Origin of the sequence: Micromonospora sp. WMMD729 (genome assembly GCF_049315225.1) — a bacterium.
Classification (GTDB): domain Bacteria; phylum Actinomycetota; class Actinomycetes; order Mycobacteriales; family Micromonosporaceae; genus Micromonospora.
Window position 1 is genome coordinate 6,280,056 of sequence record NZ_CP186059.1, and the last position, 16,916, is coordinate 6,296,971.

10 protein-coding genes and 3 rRNA genes are annotated in these 16,916 nt (G+C 66.7%); 5 read left to right on the forward strand and 8 right to left on the reverse strand.

Annotation, left to right across the window (positions count from 1 at the left end):
- The first annotated feature begins 145 nt into the window (after positions 1-145).
- Positions 146-1,975: a VanW family protein gene (locus ACN263_RS28945; protein ID WP_422737375.1), complete on the forward strand. Its 1,830-nt coding sequence runs from the start codon at positions 146-148 to the stop codon at positions 1,973-1,975.
- On the opposite strand, the gene ACN263_RS28950 is transcribed toward ACN263_RS28945, so the two are convergent.
- The 5 genes from ACN263_RS28950 to ACN263_RS28970 all read right to left on the reverse strand — a co-directional run bounded on the left by ACN263_RS28950 (position 1,948) and on the right by ACN263_RS28970 (position 8,615).
- Positions 1,948-2,202, reverse strand: a complete 255-nt coding sequence (locus ACN263_RS28950) for a hypothetical protein (RefSeq protein ID WP_422737376.1) — start codon at positions 2,200-2,202, stop codon at positions 1,948-1,950. The two genes, ACN263_RS28945 and ACN263_RS28950, sit on opposite strands and share 28 nt — an antisense overlap.
- Before the next feature lie 298 nt (positions 2,203-2,500).
- Positions 2,501-2,617 (reverse strand): 5S ribosomal RNA (rrf, locus tag ACN263_RS28955).
- An 85-nt stretch (positions 2,618-2,702) separates the two neighbouring features.
- A 23S ribosomal RNA gene (locus tag ACN263_RS28960) occupies positions 2,703-5,815 on the reverse strand.
- 370 nt (positions 5,816-6,185) lie between these two features.
- Positions 6,186-7,700: ribosomal RNA gene (locus ACN263_RS28965) — 16S ribosomal RNA — on the reverse strand.
- Together the 16S, 23S and 5S rRNA genes form the textbook arrangement of a ribosomal RNA operon.
- 660 nt (positions 7,701-8,360) lie before the next feature.
- Positions 8,361-8,615, reverse strand: coding sequence for an SCO4848 family membrane protein (locus ACN263_RS28970; protein WP_422737377.1), 255 nt, complete (start codon positions 8,613-8,615; stop codon positions 8,361-8,363).
- A 143-nt stretch (positions 8,616-8,758) separates the two neighbouring features.
- Between ACN263_RS28970 and ACN263_RS28975 the strand changes: the two genes are divergently transcribed.
- The 4 genes from ACN263_RS28975 (at position 8,759) to ACN263_RS28990 (ending at position 12,534) form a co-directional block, all read left to right on the forward strand.
- Positions 8,759-9,229, forward strand: a complete 471-nt coding sequence (locus ACN263_RS28975; RefSeq protein WP_422737378.1) for a PRC-barrel domain-containing protein — start codon at positions 8,759-8,761, stop codon at positions 9,227-9,229.
- Between the two features lie 272 nt (positions 9,230-9,501).
- Positions 9,502-10,560: a tryptophan--tRNA ligase gene (gene trpS / locus ACN263_RS28980; RefSeq protein ID WP_422737379.1), complete on the forward strand. Its 1,059-nt coding sequence runs from the start codon at positions 9,502-9,504 to the stop codon at positions 10,558-10,560.
- Between the two features lie 72 nt (positions 10,561-10,632).
- The gene (locus ACN263_RS28985) at positions 10,633-11,838 is read left to right on the forward strand and encodes a low temperature requirement protein A (RefSeq protein ID WP_422737380.1); all 1,206 of its coding nucleotides are present in this window, start codon (positions 10,633-10,635) and stop codon (positions 11,836-11,838) included.
- A 105-nt stretch (positions 11,839-11,943) separates the two neighbouring features.
- The gene (locus ACN263_RS28990) at positions 11,944-12,534 is read left to right on the forward strand and encodes an HAD family hydrolase (protein WP_422737381.1); all 591 of its coding nucleotides are present in this window, start codon (positions 11,944-11,946) and stop codon (positions 12,532-12,534) included.
- A 3-nt stretch (positions 12,535-12,537) separates the two neighbouring features.
- On the opposite strand, the gene ACN263_RS28995 is transcribed toward ACN263_RS28990, so the two are convergent.
- From ACN263_RS28995 to ACN263_RS29005, 3 genes are all read right to left on the reverse strand, one after another.
- Positions 12,538-13,509, reverse strand: coding sequence for a quinone oxidoreductase family protein (locus tag ACN263_RS28995; RefSeq protein WP_422737382.1), 972 nt, complete (start codon positions 13,507-13,509; stop codon positions 12,538-12,540).
- 149 nt (positions 13,510-13,658) lie between these two features.
- Positions 13,659-14,723 carry a WxL protein peptidoglycan domain-containing protein gene (locus ACN263_RS29000; protein WP_422737383.1) on the reverse strand — a complete coding sequence of 355 codons (1,065 nt, stop codon included), beginning with the start codon at positions 14,721-14,723 and terminating at the stop codon, positions 13,659-13,661.
- A gap of 90 nt (positions 14,724-14,813) precedes the next feature.
- Positions 14,814-16,787: a fibronectin type III domain-containing protein gene (locus ACN263_RS29005; protein ID WP_422737384.1), complete on the reverse strand. Its 1,974-nt coding sequence runs from the start codon at positions 16,785-16,787 to the stop codon at positions 14,814-14,816.
- Positions 16,788-16,916 lie beyond the last annotated feature (129 nt).

Genomic DNA, 16,916 nt, shown 5'->3' on the forward strand with positions numbered 1-16,916 from the left:
ACCGGCCCCACGTTCCCGCGACACGCCGGGCGACACTCGGTAGCAGCACCGGACGGGCGCAGCCCGCGCGGACGGCCGAGCATTGGTTACCGTGGTGTCCTCCGGGAGGGGAGACCTCCCGTGGCACCTGGCGAACGAGGTTGCAGTGACGCTGTACGGCGACAAACGTCCACCCGCCGACGACCGACCCACCGTGCAGGTCACGGCGGTCACCTGGCCGGACGACGAGCCGGAGGTGGTCACACCGGCCACGGCGACGACCACGGGCGAGGCGGACAACGGCGGTCGCCGTCCGCGCCGCACCCGGACGCTGCTCGCGGCGGGCGTAGCCGGTGGCGTGCTCGCCGCCGCGGCGGGTGCCGGCGCCTGGGCGTACGCCGGGGACGTGCCCCGGGGCACCAGCGTGCTCGGCACCGAGTTGGGCGGTCGCAGCCGTGACGCGGCCGACCGGGAGTTGCGGGCCGAGCTGGAACGGCGGGCGGCAGCCCTCGCCGCGCCCCTGCGGATCACGGTCGGGGAGCGCACCACCGAGATCGACCCGGCCGACGTGGGGCTCGCGGTCGACGTGGCGGCCACCGTCGCGGCAGCGGCGGAGGCCGACGCGCACCCGGTGAGTCGGCTGGTCGGTTCCCGTACCGTCGAACCGGTCGTCACCGTCGACGCGGCCCGCCTGGACGCGGCCCTGCGCACGGCGCTCGGCGACCAGATCCGGCCGATGACGATGCCGGCCATCACCTACCAGGGCACCACCCCCAAGGTGGTACGCCCCAAGCCCGGCCTCGCCCTCGACCCGCAGCGCTCGGCCGACGCCGTCCGGACCGGCTGGCTGGCCGGCACCCCGGTCACCGTGCCACTGGTCGAGAGCCAGCCGGCGACCTCGGCCGAGGAGGTGGACCGGCTGGTCGCCGAGCTGGCCAAGCCGGCCGTCTCCGCGCCGGTCACCCTGCGCACCGACCGGGGCTCGGTGCAGGTGCCGCCGGCGGTCATCGCGAAGAGCCTCCGGTTCACCGCCGACAAGGCCGGCAAGCTGAGCCCGACGGTGGACGTCAAGCGGCTGCGGGCGGCCCTCGGCGACGACCTGAACGCGATCGAGGTGCCGCCGAAGGACGCGACGGTGACCATCGCCGGCGGCCGTCCCACGGTCACCGACGGGCGGGCCGGGCAGCAGCTCGACACCGCCACCCTGGGCCGTGACCTGCTGGCGGTGCTGCCGAGGTCCGACGGGCGGGAGGTGACCGGGGAACTCAAGGAGACGCCACCGGAGCTGACCACGGAGAAGCTGGCCGGTCTGGGCATCAAGGAACGGGTGTCCACCTTCACCACCCGGTTCACCGGCGGCATGTCGTCACCGCGCAGCCAGAACATCGCCACCATCGCCAAGAAGGTGGACGGCACGGTGGTGCTGCCGGGCAAGACGTTCTCCCTGAACGGGCACACCGGCGAACGGGGTTACGCCCAGGGCTACCGGGACGCCCCGGTCATCCTGGACGGCAAGCTGGTGCCCGGCGTCGGGGGTGGCACGTCGCAGTTCACGACGACCCTCTTCAACGCCACCTACTACGCCGGCCTCGAGGACGTCGAGCACAAGCCGCACTCGTACTGGTTCGACAGGTACCCGGCCGTCATCGAGTCGACCATCTTCTGGCCGAACCTGGACTTCAAGTTCCGCAACAACACCGAGTACGGCCTGCTCATCGACACGTCGTACACGTCGAGTTCGGTGACCGTCTCCATTTGGAGCACGAAGATCTACGACAGCGTCAAGACCGAGTACGGCCCCCGTCGCAACATCACCAAGCCGAAGCTCATCCACCTCGAACCCGGTCCGACGTGCATCCCCAGCAACGGCATCAACGGCTTCACCCAGGACGCCTTCCGGGTCATCAAGAAGGGCGGCGTGGTGGTCAAGCGGGAGAAGTTCAGCTGGCGGTACGACGCCGAGCCGCGCTACGTCTGTGGTCCCAAGCCCTCCTGAGCCTGCCCGTCGGTGTCGTCGGCCGACGACCTCGGCGCCATCCGCTCCTCCTGGACGCGGATCTCCACGCGGTAGCGCGTCGCGGCCGGATGCCACATCTCCTCGAACGGCCCCATGACCTCGCCACCGACACCGCGGCGGCGACCACGCACACCCAGCCACCACAGCGCGGCCAACACGGCAGCCACAGCACAGCCGAAGACGAGAAGAATCAGCGCGTCCCCCACACACCGACCCTAGGCCCAAAACGAACCACCAACACCACCCCACTGCCCACCGGAACCCCCGCAAGGCCCGCCAGCCCCCCGCGTTGCCCTCCCCGCCGGCTCCCCAACGGGTTGATCATGAAGTTATTGCCACCGACATCGGCGTGTCACGGCAATAACTCCATGATCACCCGCGGATCGCGCAGTGCGAGACGCGCGGACGCGAGGATGGGGCCGGCGCGGGTTGAAGGGCCCGCACGGTTTTGGGCGGGAATGCAGAAAAGGCCACCCCAACGGGGGTGGCCTTTTCTGGAAGATTGTCCGGCGGTGTCCTACTCTCCCACACCCTCACGAGTGCAGTACCATCGGCGCTGGAGGGCTTAGCTTCCGGGTTCGGAATGTAACCGGGCGTTTCCCCTCCGCCATGACCGCCGTAACTCTATGAACATATCAACCAACCCGGCACAACACTCACGGGTGGGTGTTTGTTCAGAGTTGCACAGTGGACGCGTAGCAGCTTAGTAGTCAAGTCCTCGGCCTATTAGTACCGGTCAACTGAACCCGTTACCGGGCTTACATTTCCGGCCTATCAACCCAGTCGTCTAGCTGGGGGCCTTACCCCACCAAAGGTGGGTGGGATACCTCATCTTGAAGCAGGCTTCCCGCTTAGATGCTTTCAGCGGTTATCCCTTCCGAACGTAGCTAACCAGCCGTGCCCCTGGCGGGACAACTGGCACACCAGAGGTTCGTCCGTCCCGGTCCTCTCGTACTAGGGACAGCCCTTCTCAAGTATCCTACGCGCACGGCGGATAGGGACCGAACTGTCTCACGACGTTCTAAACCCAGCTCGCGTACCGCTTTAATGGGCGAACAGCCCAACCCTTGGGACCTGCTACAGCCCCAGGATGCGACGAGCCGACATCGAGGTGCCAAACCATCCCGTCGATATGGACTCTTGGGGAAGATCAGCCTGTTATCCCCGGGGTACCTTTTATCCGTTGAGCGACACCGCTTCCACTCGCAAGTGCCGGATCACTAGTCCCGACTTTCGTCCCTGCTCGACCTGTCAGTCTCACAGTCAAGCTCCCTTGTGTACTTGCACTCAACACCTGATTGCCAACCAGGCTGAGGGAACCTTTGGGCGCCTCCGTTACCCTTTAGGAGGCAACCGCCCCAGTTAAACTACCCACCAGACACTGTCCCTGAACCGGATAACGGTCCGAAGTTAGATACCCAAATCAACCAGAGTGGTATTTCAAGATTGCCTCCACCCATACTGGCGTATGAGCTTCACCGGCTCCCACCTATCCTACACAAGCTAACTCAAGTACCAATGTCAAGCTATAGTAAAGGTCCCGGGGTCTTTCCGTCCTGCCGCGCGTAACGAGCATCTTTACTCGTACTGCAATTTCGCCGGGCCTGTGGTTGAGACAGTGGGGAAGTCGTTACGCCATTCGTGCAGGTCGGAACTTACCCGACAAGGAATTTCGCTACCTTAGGATGGTTATAGTTACCACCGCCGTTTACTGGCGCTTAAGTTCTCCGCTTCGCCCCAAAAGAGCTAACAGGTCCCCTTAACGTTCCAGCACCGGGCAGGCGTCAGTCCATATACATCGAATTACTTCTTCGCATGGACCTGTGTTTTTAGTAAACAGTCGCTTCCCCCTGCTCTCTGCGGCCATACAACGCTCCACCCGCGCGGGGCTTCACGTCTCCGGCCCCCCTTCTCCCTAAGTTACGGGGGCAATTTGCCGAGTTCCTTAACCACAGTTCGCCCGATCGCCTCGGTATTCTCTACCTGACCACCTGTGTCGGTTTGGGGTACGGGCCGCTAAGAACTCGCTAGAGGCTTTTCTCGGCAGCATAGGATCACTGACTTCACCTGAATCGGCTCGGCATCACGTCTCAGCCTCCATGCGCCACGGATTTGCCTATGGCACGGCCTACACGCTTACCCCGGCACAACCACCGGCCGGGCTCAGCTACCTTCCTGCGTCACCCCATCGCTTGACTACTACCCGCCAGGTTCCCACGCTCCCCACCATCCGTCCGAAGACATCAGCTGGTTCGGGTGGTTAGCACAACGAGGTTCATCAGGGACGCTCTTTCGCGGGTACGGGAATATCAACCCGTTGTCCATCGACTACGCCTCTCGGCCTCGCCTTAGGTCCCGACTCACCCAGGGCGGATTAGCCTGGCCCTGGAACCCTTGGTCATCCGGCGGAAGGGTTTCTCACCCTTCTTTCGCTACTCATGCCTGCATTCTCACTCGTGCCGCGTCCACAACTGGGTCACCCCGCTGCTTCACCCCCGGCACGACGCTCCCCTACCCATCCACACACCTGCACGGCACATCAAGGCGCCGCGAAGTAAAAATGTGAATGCCACAGCTTCGGCGGTGTGCTTGAGCCCCGCTACATTGTCGGCGCGGAACCACTTGACCAGTGAGCTATTACGCACTCTTTAAAGGGTGGCTGCTTCTAAGCCAACCTCCTGGTTGTCTATGCGACCCCACATCCTTTTCCACTTAGCACACGCTTAGGGGCCTTAGCTGGTGATCTGGGCTGTTTCCCTCTCGACTACGAAGCTTATCCCCCGCAGTCTCACTGCCGCGCTCTCACTTACCGGCATTCGGAGTTTGGCTGATTTCGGTAAGCTTGTGGGCCCCCTAGACCATCCAGTGCTCTACCTCCGGCAAGAAACACGCGACGCTGCACCTAAATGCATTTCGGGGAGAACCAGCTATCACGGAGTTTGATTGGCCTTTCACCCCTAACCACAGGTCATCCCCCAACTTTTCAACGTTGGTGGGTTCGGCCCTCCACGCGGTCTTACCCGCGCTTCAGCCTGCCCATGGCTAGATCACTCCGCTTCGGGTCTAGAGCATGCGACTACGATCGCCCTATTCAGACTCGCTTTCGCTACGGCTCCCCCACACGGGTTAACCTCGCCACATGCCACTAACTCGCAGGCTCATTCTTCAAAAGGCACGCCGTCACCCCGCAAGGCTCCGACGGATTGTAGGCGAACGGTTTCAGGTACTATTTCACTCCCCTCCCGGGGTACTTTTCACCATTCCCTCACGGTACTCGTCCGCTATCGGTCACCAGGAAGTATTTAGGCTTACCAGGTGGTCCTGGCAGATTCACGGCAGATTTCAGGGGTCCGCCGCTACTCGGGAACACCCACAGAAGACCAGCCACTTTCACCTACCGGACTATCACCGCCTACGGTTGGCTTTTCCACACCATTCGGCTAGCAGCTGGCTTTATAACTCCTCGAGCGCATGTCAGTACACTCAGCGGGGTCCCACAACCCCGACCACGCAACCCCTGACAGGTATCACACGCAGCCGGTTTAGCCTCAATCCGCTTTCGCTCGCCACTACTCACGGAATCACTAAATTGTTTTCTCTTCCTACGGGTACTGAGATGTTTCACTTCCCCGCGTTCCCTCCACACACCCTATGTGTTCAGGTGTGGGTGACACCACATGACTGGTGCCAGGTTTCCCCATTCGGACACCCTGGGATCACAGCTCGGTTGACAGCTCCCCCAGGCCTATCGCGGCCTCCCACGTCCTTCATCGGCTCCTGGTGCCAAGGCATCCACCGTTCGCCCTTGACAACTTGACCACAAAGATGCTCGCGTCCACTGTGCAATTCTCAACAAACAACCAACCCACAACCCACAAGCCCCACACCAACATCACCACCGTGACCGGTATGCGAGGCCAGGCCATGCCTGGCGCCAACCCGAGGACTCTCACCTCGAGCAACGGCTCTGAAAGACAACCACCGGTTGTTCTTTCAGGACCCAACAGGGTGCTAACGCCAGACCCCAGCCGCATCACATCCGTCGTTCCTGCACTCGAAAGAGCGTGTACTAGACATCCGAGACCGTTGCCGGCATCCAACTTGCCAGTGTCTCCGCCATTGAGCACCCCGACCCGACATTCGCGGGCCGCGGGCTCCATACCGGCTTTCACCGGATGGTGCTCCTTAGAAAGGAGGTGATCCAGCCGCACCTTCCGGTACGGCTACCTTGTTACGACTTCGTCCCAATCGCCAGCCCCACCTTCGACGGCTCCCTCCACAAGGGTTGGGCCACCGGCTTCGGGTGTTGCCGACTTTCGTGACGTGACGGGCGGTGTGTACAAGGCCCGGGAACGTATTCACCGCAGCGTTGCTGATCTGCGATTACTAGCGACTCCGACTTCACGGGGTCGAGTTGCAGACCCCGATCCGAACTGAGACCGGCTTTTTGGGATTCGCTCCACCTCACGGTATCGCAGCCCATTGTACCGGCCATTGTAGCATGCGTGAAGCCCTGGACATAAGGGGCATGATGACTTGACGTCATCCCCACCTTCCTCCGAGTTGACCCCGGCAGTCTTCGATGAGTCCCCGCCATAACGCGCTGGCAACATCGAACGAGGGTTGCGCTCGTTGCGGGACTTAACCCAACATCTCACGACACGAGCTGACGACAGCCATGCACCACCTGTGACCGCCCCCGAAGGACCCCCCATCTCTGGAGGTTTTGCGGCCATGTCAAACCCAGGTAAGGTTCTTCGCGTTGCATCGAATTAATCCGCATGCTCCGCCGCTTGTGCGGGCCCCCGTCAATTCCTTTGAGTTTTAGCCTTGCGGCCGTACTCCCCAGGCGGGGCGCTTAATGCGTTAGCTGCGGCACAGGGAACCGGAGAGGCCCCCCACACCTAGCGCCCAACGTTTACAGCGTGGACTACCAGGGTATCTAATCCTGTTCGCTCCCCACGCTTTCGCTCCTCAGCGTCAGTATCGGCCCAGAGACCCGCCTTCGCCACCGGTGTTCCTCCTGATATCTGCGCATTTCACCGCTACACCAGGAATTCCAGTCTCCCCTACCGAACTCTAGCCTGCCCGTATCGACCGCAGGCTTGGGGTTGAGCCCCAAGTTTTCACGGTCGACGCGACAAGCCGCCTACGAGCTCTTTACGCCCAATAAATCCGGACAACGCTCGCGCCCTACGTCTTACCGCGGCTGCTGGCACGTAGTTGGCCGGCGCTTCTTCTGCAGGTACCGTCACTTCCGCTTCGTCCCTGCTGAAAGAGGTTTACAACCCGAAGGCCGTCATCCCTCACGCGGCGTCGCTGCATCAGGCTTCCGCCCATTGTGCAATATTCCCCACTGCTGCCTCCCGTAGGAGTCTGGGCCGTGTCTCAGTCCCAGTGTGGCCGGTCGCCCTCTCAGGCCGGCTACCCGTCGTCGCCTTGGTAGGCCATCACCCCACCAACAAGCTGATAGGCCGCGAGCCCATCCCAAGCCGAAAAACTTTCCACCCCCAGCCATGCGGCCAGAAGTAATATTCGGTATTAGCCCCCGTTTCCGAGGGTTATCCCAAAGCTTGGGGCAGGTTGCTCACGTGTTACTCACCCGTTCGCCGCTCGAGTACCCCGAAGGGCCTTTCCGCTCGACTTGCATGTGTTAAGCACGCCGCCAGCGTTCGTCCTGAGCCAGGATCAAACTCTCCAACAAAAAATTAGTTGAACAGCAAACCCTGACAACAAAATGTTGCCAAAGGAATCCCAACCAGCCAAACCAAAGGCCTGACCAGTCCGGGGTATAAATCATAATTGGCACTGGCTTTACAAGCACCCTGTTGAGTTCTCAAAGAACAACCACACACCGATCAACGACCCACATCCGTGGGCCCCATCCCGGGGCTTTTCGTTCCGCGTGTCCGCCGCTCTCGCGCCGGGCACTTTTACTACGTTACCTCACCGTCTCGGCCGTGTCAAACCGGTGTGTCCCGGTCTGTCGTGCTTCGTGCGGGTTGGTCCCGACGTACTCACGCAGCAGCGAACCACTGCGTCAGGTCGTCGGATTTGGCAGAACCGGCCGCTGCGGTCTCCCACAGTCGCGCCCGGTGCCCTGCCGGTCGTAAACCTTACCCGGTCGGTTTCGCCGCACCAAATCCGCCTCCCGGCAGATCGGCTGAGCACCGCCCGAACCGCGCCTCCAGGAGCGAACCCCTGTCTGGCCCGGCTGCCGGCCCGGTTCGTGGCCTCCGGACTTTCGTCCCGTTTGCCCCGTTCCGCGCTGGCAGAGAGAAAGTTACGCGTCCGTGGGTTTGATCGTCAAATCGGGGGGTAGCGTCCCGCGTCACACTCCCGCCCCGATACGTGTTTCCGCAGCTCAGGGTTTTCCACTGCGCCGGGCGGCCAGCCAGCCACGGACGCCGAGCACGCCGGCCGTCGTACCGATGGCCAGCGACGCGGCGATCAGGAGCGCGTGTACCCACAGGAAGCTGGTCGGTGCGCCCTCGCCCACCGTGGCCGACGCCCACGACCGTGGGTCCTGCCAGATGGCGACCGCGAACCTCGGCCAGATCACCCAGGTCCAGACGCCGACCCCGACCAGGAAGGCGGACCATCCCCGCGACAACACCATGACTGCCGAGTATGTCAGCGGACCTGCCCACCGCCGATCCGGACGCCGATGGCCGTCCTGAAGGAGCAGGCCCCTCGTTTCCGGCGTCGGCGGGCTGGGCACTGAGTCGGGGGACAGGCGATGCCGTCCCCCGGAGGTGACCCGTGCAACCCTCGATCTTCAATCCCTGGGCCTGGCGCGATCCGTCGGCCCTGGCCGGCGGATACACCGAGACCACCCCCTCGACCGGCCCCTCTCAGGAGCCGGACGGCGGGCACGACGGCCCGGACGCTCCCGGTCCCGGTACCCCGGTCGACCTCGTCGGCTACCAGGTGCAGGCCCGCGACGGACGGATCGGCACGATCGACGAGGCCAGCGACGAGGCGGATGCCGGGCACCTGGTGGTGGACACCGGACCGTGGATCCTCGGCCGGAAGGTGCTGGTGCCGGCGGGCACGGTGGAGCGGGTCGACCACCTGGACCGCGTCGTACACGTCGACCGGACCCGGCAGGAGATCAAGGATGCGCCGCCATTCGACCCGGGCTCGTTCGATCCGGAGTACCGGGACCGCGTCGGCAGGTACTACGCGGACTTGCACGTGCCACCCCCGGGATCGGCCCCACGGGTAATCTGAGCTCGTGGTCCGGACGGGCAGTTGCGTAACGGAGGCGGTCGACGTGGTCGACGCGGTCGCCCGCGGTGCCCTGCCCACGTCCCCGACCAGCTCCGGCGACGGCCGTGAGCAACTTCTGGACGTACTCCGTGCCGGCGGTCTGCGGTACCGCGCCGGCGCGCGATGGCGGACGGCTCGCTGAGCCCTGTTCTCCGCTGACCGAGGGGGCGACTCCGCCCCGCTCGGCGCGCGCCCACGCGTGACCCACCTTCCCGCACGAAAGGCACACCGCCATGTCCCTCGCCCGCATGCTCACCGGCGACCGGCCCACCGGCCGCCTGCACCTCGGCCACTACGTCGGCAGCATCGCCAACCGGGTGCGGCTGCACCAGCGCTACGAGAGCTTCTTCATCATCGCGGACCTGCACATGCTCACCACCCGCAACCGGCGGGAGGACATCGACCAGGTTTCCGGTAACGCCCGCGAGATGGTCACCGACATCCTCGCCGCCGGCGTGGATCCGTCCCGGGCCACGTTCTACCTCCAGTCGGCGATTCCCGAGGTCGGCGACCTGAACACCCTCCTGCAGAACCTGGTGACCGTGCCCCGCCTGGAACGGGTGCCGTCGCTCAAGGACATGGCCCGGGACGCCGGCAAGGAGGAGATGCCGTACGGGCTGCTCGGGTACCCGGTGCTCCAGGCCGCGGACATCCTCTGCGTGAAGGGCGAGGTGGTCCCGGTCGGCCGGGACAACGCCGCGCACGTCGAGGTGACCCGGGAGATCGCCCGCCGGTTCAACCACCTGTACGGGCCGGTCTTCCCGGTGCCCGAGCTGATCCCGGCCGACAACCCCAGCCTGGTGGGCACCGACGGCGTCGCCAAGATGAGCAAGAGCCGGGGAAACACCATCGCGCTGTCCGACGACACGGCCACCGTGCGTCGGAAGGTGCGCGGGATGTACACCGACCCGAACCGGGTACGGGCGGACGTGCCGGGAACGGTGGAGGGCAACCCGGTCTTCGCGTACCACGAGGTGTTCAACCCGGACCGTGCCGAGGTGGCCGACCTGGCCCGGCGTTACCGGGCCGGGCAGGTCGGTGACGTCGAGGTCAAGGAGCGGCTGGTCGAGGCGCTGGAGACGTTCCTGACGCCGATCCGGGAGCGGCGGGCGGCGATCGAGGCCGACCGGGGGCTCGTCGACCGGCTGATCGTCGAGGGCACCGAGCGGACCCGGCAGGAGGTACGGCAGACCGTGACGGAGGTACGGCGGGCGATGGGGCTGACCGGGACGTACCAACAGGTGCGCCGGCGGGCCGAGCGGACCCGGCGCCGGACGGAAGCGCCGGCCTGACCCGGTCGTCTCGGGTCTTCCCGTTGGGACGGGGAGACCCGAGACGGTCCACCGAGGGCGCAGAATGCCAGGATGAGGGGTATTCGTCCGGTGGTGGCGGCCGTCGCGCATCGGACGACGATGTTCGAGATCTTCTTCGACCTGGTCTTCGTCTTCGCGCTCACCCGGGTCATCGCGTTCATGGCGCAGCCGCCGACCGCGCTGCTCACGCTGGCCCAGGGACTGCTCCTGCTCCTGCTGCTGCTCTACTCCTGGGGGCCGTACACCTGGGTGGGCAACCTCGTCCGCGCGGACGTCGGTGTGGTCCGCGGCGCGACCCTGGTCGCGATGGCGGCTATCTTCGTGGCCGCGCTGGTGTTGCCGGACGCGTGGCGACAGGGTCCGGGCCTCCTCGACGCGCCGCTGATGCTCGCGCTCGCGTACGTGGTCGTCCGGGCGGTGCAGCTCGTGATCCTCGCCTGGGTGAGCGTGACGATCCCGTCGCTGCGCCCGACGCTGCGCTCCTTCAGCGTGCCCGTGGTGCTGGCGTGGTTTCCACTGGTCGGCGGGGCGCTGCTGGGCGGGACCGCCCAGACCGCGCTCTGGACGGCCGCGCTCCTGGTGGACATCGGCGGCGCGCGGCTCGCGTCCACCTTCCACCCCTGGCAACTGCGCAGCGTGGACCACTTCACCGAGCGGTACGGCCTGGTGCTCATCATCGCCCTCGGCGAGTCGCTGATCTCCGCCGGCGCGGGGCCACGGACGATGGCGCCGGTCGGCGCGGCGGTGGCGGCCGCGCTACTCGGCCTCGTCAGCACGATCTGCCTGTGGTGGCTCTACTTCGACCGGCTGGCGCCCGCCGCGCGGCAGGCCATCAGCGACGTGCCGGACGAGCGACGCGCCGACGTGGCCGGCGACGCGTACGGCATCGGGCACTCTCCGCTGATCGTCGGCGCCATCTACTTCGCGCTCGGTATCGAGGAGGTGATCGGTCGGCTCTCCGAGGAGCCCTCCGACACGGGCCCGTTGGGCTGGGAGGCCGCGGGCGCCCTCTACGGGGGCGTGACCGCCTACCTGCTCAGCAGGCTGGCGCTCCGGCGGCTGACGGTACGCGCCGTGCATCCGACACAGGTCGTCGCGGCGCTGCTGCCACTGGCCCTGCTGCCGGTCGGCCGTACCCTCGCGCCGTTGACCGCGCTCGGTGTGCTGACCCTCTTCCTGATCGCGGTGACCTGGTACGAACGGCGGTTCGACCGGCGTGACGCACGGATCGACTCGGCGCGAGCGACGCGTCCCTGACGATTCGGAGATTGTGCGGGCGCCGTGTCGATATGCCCGGCGCACCTGCGCCGCCGGCTGGCATCCGTCACGGGTGACTGAGCACGATCGCTGTACCCTTCCCCGGTGACCCTGCCTCTGCCGCCCGGTGAGTTCGCCGCGTACCTGTTCGACTGCGACGGCACCATCGTCGACTCGATGCCGCTGCACTACGTGGCCTGGCAGCGGGCCCTCGACGAGTGGGGCTGCGAGTTCCCGGAGGACCTGTTCTACGCCTGGGGCGGTCGGCCGACCGCCGACATCATCGTGGCCCTGAACGAGCGCCACGGGCTGGCGATGCCGGTGGAGACCGTCGTCGAGAACCGCGAGCGCATCTTCCAGGAGTTGTTGCCGCAGGTCACCGCCGTGCCCGAGGTGGTCGCGCACATCCACGAGGCGCACCGCCGGGTGCCGTTCGCGGTCGTCTCCGGCAGCACCCGGGCCGCGGTCACCGCCTCGTTGCAGGCGCTCGACCTGCTGGACCGGTTCGATGTGCTGGTCTGCGCCGAGGACTACACGCGGGCCAAGCCCGACCCGGAGGCGTTCCTGCTGGCGGCCCGGCAGCTCGGCGTGGCCCCGGAGTCCTGCCTGGTCTTCGAGGACACCGACCTGGGCATCCGGGCCGCGACGGCGGCCGGCATGGCGTCGGTACGCGTGCCGCAGCAGCGCACCGCCTGACCCTCAGGCGACGGTCAGCAGGAGCTTTCCGGCGTACGACGTCGTCAGGCGCTGGTGCGCCTCTCGCACCTTGCCCAACGGGAACTTCTCGGCGACGTGCACCACGAACGGGCCGGCCTCGATGAGTTCGTTGAGCCGCCGCAACTGTCCCGGGTCGGAGACGCCGTCGTACGCCCGAACCGTCATGCCGGGGCGCTCGCTCGGCTCCGGCCGCACCCCGTGGGCGTACGCCACGACCCCGCCGTCGGACAGTGTCTCGGTGAGTCGGTCCAGGGTGTCGCCCCCGGCCATCGCCAGGATGCCGGCCACCCCCTGCGGGGCCGCGTCCCGGATCGTCGTGAGCAACTCGTCGAGGTCGCCGTGGCCGTCCACGGACACGTCGGCGCCGAGCCGGGTCACCAGCGCCACGCCCTCCGCGCCGGAGGCCACCGCGATCACGTTGAGGCCCTGCCGCTTGGCCAACTGCACGGCCAGGTGGCCCTGACCGCCGCTCGCGCCGAAGATCAGGAGCCAGGCGCCGGCCGGCAGGCTGAGGGTGTCCAGGCCGGCCAGCGCGGTCAACGCGTCGGTGGACATCGCGCCGGCGTGCTCGGCGGGTACGCCGTCGGGCAGCTTCGCGGCGTACTCGGCCTTGACGACCGCGTACTCGGCGTAGAAGCCGCCCTTGGGTCGGGTGGTGGCGGAGACGTAGACCTGGTCGCCGACCGCGAGGCCGGTCACCTTGTCGCCGGCCGCGATGACGGTCCCCGCGCCGTCGGAGCCCGGGACGATCGGGAGGGACGAGCCCTCGGGCACGAACACGCCCTGCCGTTCGTACGCGTCCCACACCCCGACGCCGGCGCTCAGGACCCGGATCAGCACCTCGTCGGCGGCGACCTCGGGCACGGGGAGCTTCCGGAGGGTGATCACCTCCGGCCCGCCGAACTCGTCGAAGGCCGCGGCCTGCATCCGCTCTGGCACGTCCGCGTCAACCATGGGGGCTTCCTCTCCGGGCCGGCGTCACCGTCGCAGCATGCCGGCTCGCGGACGGATCCGAGCCGGTGCCGAGTGCCGTTCACCCACAAGGGCGACCGGCTGGCCGGCCTCCTCCGGCCGATGGCCCGGCCGCGGCGCGGGCCGGATGGTCAGGACGTCTGCGGCCGCGGGCCGCGCAGCGCCTGCTCGACGGCGTCCCGCACCCGGGCGTCCTCGCGCGCCTTGCGCCGCGTCCGGGTCCGGCGGCGATAGAGGTACGCCCCGACGACGGCGGCGATCAGCACGACGAGCACCAGCACCAGCGGCCACGGCAGGGCCCAGCCGTGTGCCGTCGCCTCGATGGGCCTGAGCGGTGTGGTGGAGCCGGACGCGTCGGTGAGCAGCGGGGTCACGGTGACGGTCGCCGCCAGCCGGACGGCGGGGGCGACACCGGCTACCGGCACGGTCACGTCCCAGCTCTCGCCCGGGAGCAACTGCGGCGGCGCGGCGATGTCACCGGCCCGCGCGCGCAGGACGCCGAACGGGCCGGACACCGACACCGACTGCTTCCCGGAGAGGGCGGCGTTACCGGTGTTGTGGATCGTGTAGGAGACGGTTGCGTCACCCTTGCCGGCCGGGTTGGCCGATCCGTCGTACCTGACGTGGAGGTTCTCGACCGCGAGGTTCGGCTTCAGCTCGCCGCCGACCCGCAGGGTGATCCGGATGCCGAGGCGACGGTCCACGTTGATGCCCTCGGCCTGGTCGGTCTGGGTCAGCGCGGTGAGGATGCCGCCGACGTGGTCACCGGGCGTGGCGTTGCCGGGAACGGCGATCGTGAAGGGCACCTGCGCGGTCTTCCCGGGTTGGATCACGACGCTGCCGGCGCTCGGCTTGACCCAGGCACCGACCGCCACGGACTTCTTGTCTCTGGTGAGCAGGTCGAGCTGGCCCGCGTCGGTGGTGAAGCCGTCGGCGGCGTACACGGCGAGGGTCAGCGGTGCCGGGCCGCGGTTGGCGACCACCATGGCGTCCTCGACGGTTCCGCCGGGGTTGACGTTGTAGCTGTAGCTGGACCGGGCTTCGCCGTAGCTGTTGGAGGCCGTCCGGACCGTCCAGGCGACGTTGCCGTCGGCCGCCAGGGCGGTGCCGCCGATGCCGGCCGCCGCGACGACGGCGAGCAGGGTGAGCACGGACGTACGGAGCAGGGTCTTCCAGCGCGTTACGGGCGGTCGCATCTCGGGTCCTTGAGGTGATCTTGGAAGTGGGTGAACCGGTGGCGGGGTAGGCCCGAAAGGTGCCTACCCCGCCCGGTGGAACAGGCTCGATCAGCTGCTCAGGGCAGTGATCGTGAGAGTGGTGCGGTAGCTGCCCTTCGCGATGCTGTCCGGGATCTTCAGATCCAGGTCAGCGCCGAGCTTGGCGCCGCCGCGCGGGTGACCCTGCACCGCCGCGCCCAGACCGCTGGAGACCGAGAGACCCTTGCCCTGGTCGTCGAGGGACGACAGGACCGCGGCGCCGGCCGTCGCGCCCGCGCCGGCGTCGAGGACGTACGGGGTCCAGCCCAGGTACGAGCCGGAGAAGGTCTTGTCGGCGTCGGTGAAGTCGCCGACGCTGGCCGAGATCGACCACGGGGCGAGCGAGCGACGGCTGTCCGACACGAGGATCGGGTTGATCTTGCCGGTCGCCTCGAAGTAGGTGCCGTTGCGCTCCTGCGCGGTACCCAGGTCGACCAGGCCGTTGTAGCCGTCGATGGTCCAGCCGAACTCACCCGGCGCCGGGTTGGGCACGTTGACCTGGATGGCCTGCCCGTCACCGTGGTACGGGTGGATCGTGGTGTTGTCGACGATCGAGCCGACCGGCTGCCCCTCGGCGGTGTTGCTGCAGGACAGCCCCTTCTCGACGGCCGCGTTCGGGGCCGCACAGGTGCCGCTGCGGACGTTCTGGAGCACCAGCTTGTCGGCCTTGACCTGCACCTTGACGTAGCTGCGGACGTGCTCCTGGTTCTCCACCGAGTTGAACCAGTAGTTGCTCGGGTTCAGCGGGTCCGGGCCGAGGCCCTCGACGCCGGTGCCGGAGCCGTCCGGCTTCTTGATGTCGTAGTACTTCGAGCCGGAGGCCGAGTTGGCCGTCACGTAGATGACGCCGCCCGGGCCGGGGAACACGTCGGCAGCGCCCGGCTTCTCGGCCGGGTTATCCTTCTGGCCGTTCTTGATGGAGTAGCTGCGGGTGTAGACGTGGTCGTGGCCCTGCAGCACCATGTCGATGCCGAGATCGGAGAAGGCGGTCGTGAAGTCCTTGCGGCGGTTCTTGTTGTCCGCGTCGGTGGAGTGGCTCGCCGCCGAGTAGATGGAGTGGTGGTAGACCAGCACCTTCCACTTCGCCTCGGAGCCGTGCTTCTGCACGATGTCCGAGACGTACGCGACGTGCGCCGCGTCGCCGCCCAGGGAGCCGTCGGTCGGGTTGACGTAGCTGTTGCTGTTCAGGTCGATGAACAGCACGTCCTTGTAGATGTACCAGAAGTCGCCACCGGAGCGGGTCGACTGGTCCCCGTTGTAGTACTGGGCCGAGCGGTCCGTGTTCGGGGTGAAGTGGTGCTGCTCCCAGGACTTGCCACCGACGTCGTGGTTACCGATGGTGGCGGCCGTCGGGTACTGCCGGAGCTGATCCGGGGAGAGGTACGCGTCCCACTGGGCCTCGTTGTTCGCGGACTCGACGTGGTCACCGCCGGAGACCAGCAGCTCGGTGTTCGGGTTCGCCGCAGTGGCGACCTTCAGGGTCTCCGCCCAGCCGGCCTGGTCCCGCGCGACGTCGCCGGAGGCGCCGATCTGCGGGTCGCCGAAGAACAGGAAGTCGAAGTCGCCCTCGAAGTCCCGCGTCCGGAAGGCGTACGTGGGCGACCAGCTACCCTCCGCGCCGACCCGGTACGAGTACGCCGTGTTCTCCCGCAGGTTGCTGATCGTGGCGTGCCGGTTGTAGCCGGTGGTGGAGGTGTTCGCGGCGCCGACCGCGTCGAAGCTGATCGCGCTGGCCGGAAACTCCCCGTTGACGATCTCGGAGGTCGGGGCGAGCTGGATCTTCTGGGCGGTGTCGGCCGAGGAGTACCAGGACACGATGCGCTGGGTCTCGTTCGCGCCGACGCCGAGGACGATGCCGGACACCGTGGTGGGGTCGGCGGCGCTGGCGGCGGTCAGCACACCGCTGCCGAGGGCCGCGCCCACTCCCAGGAATCCGGCCACGACCCCGGCGACAACGCGCCGCCGCACGGGCCCGGCGGCCCGTGTCGAGGTGCTCAATGTCATCGACATTGTTCCCTTTTCGAATAGAGAAATGGATTGCTTTTCCCCGAGCGTGGGGAAGCGGATCCAAACTTTCGTCGACCGGTGAACCGATCATTAACGTGATCTTGCGAACGGCTGCACTTCACGAAC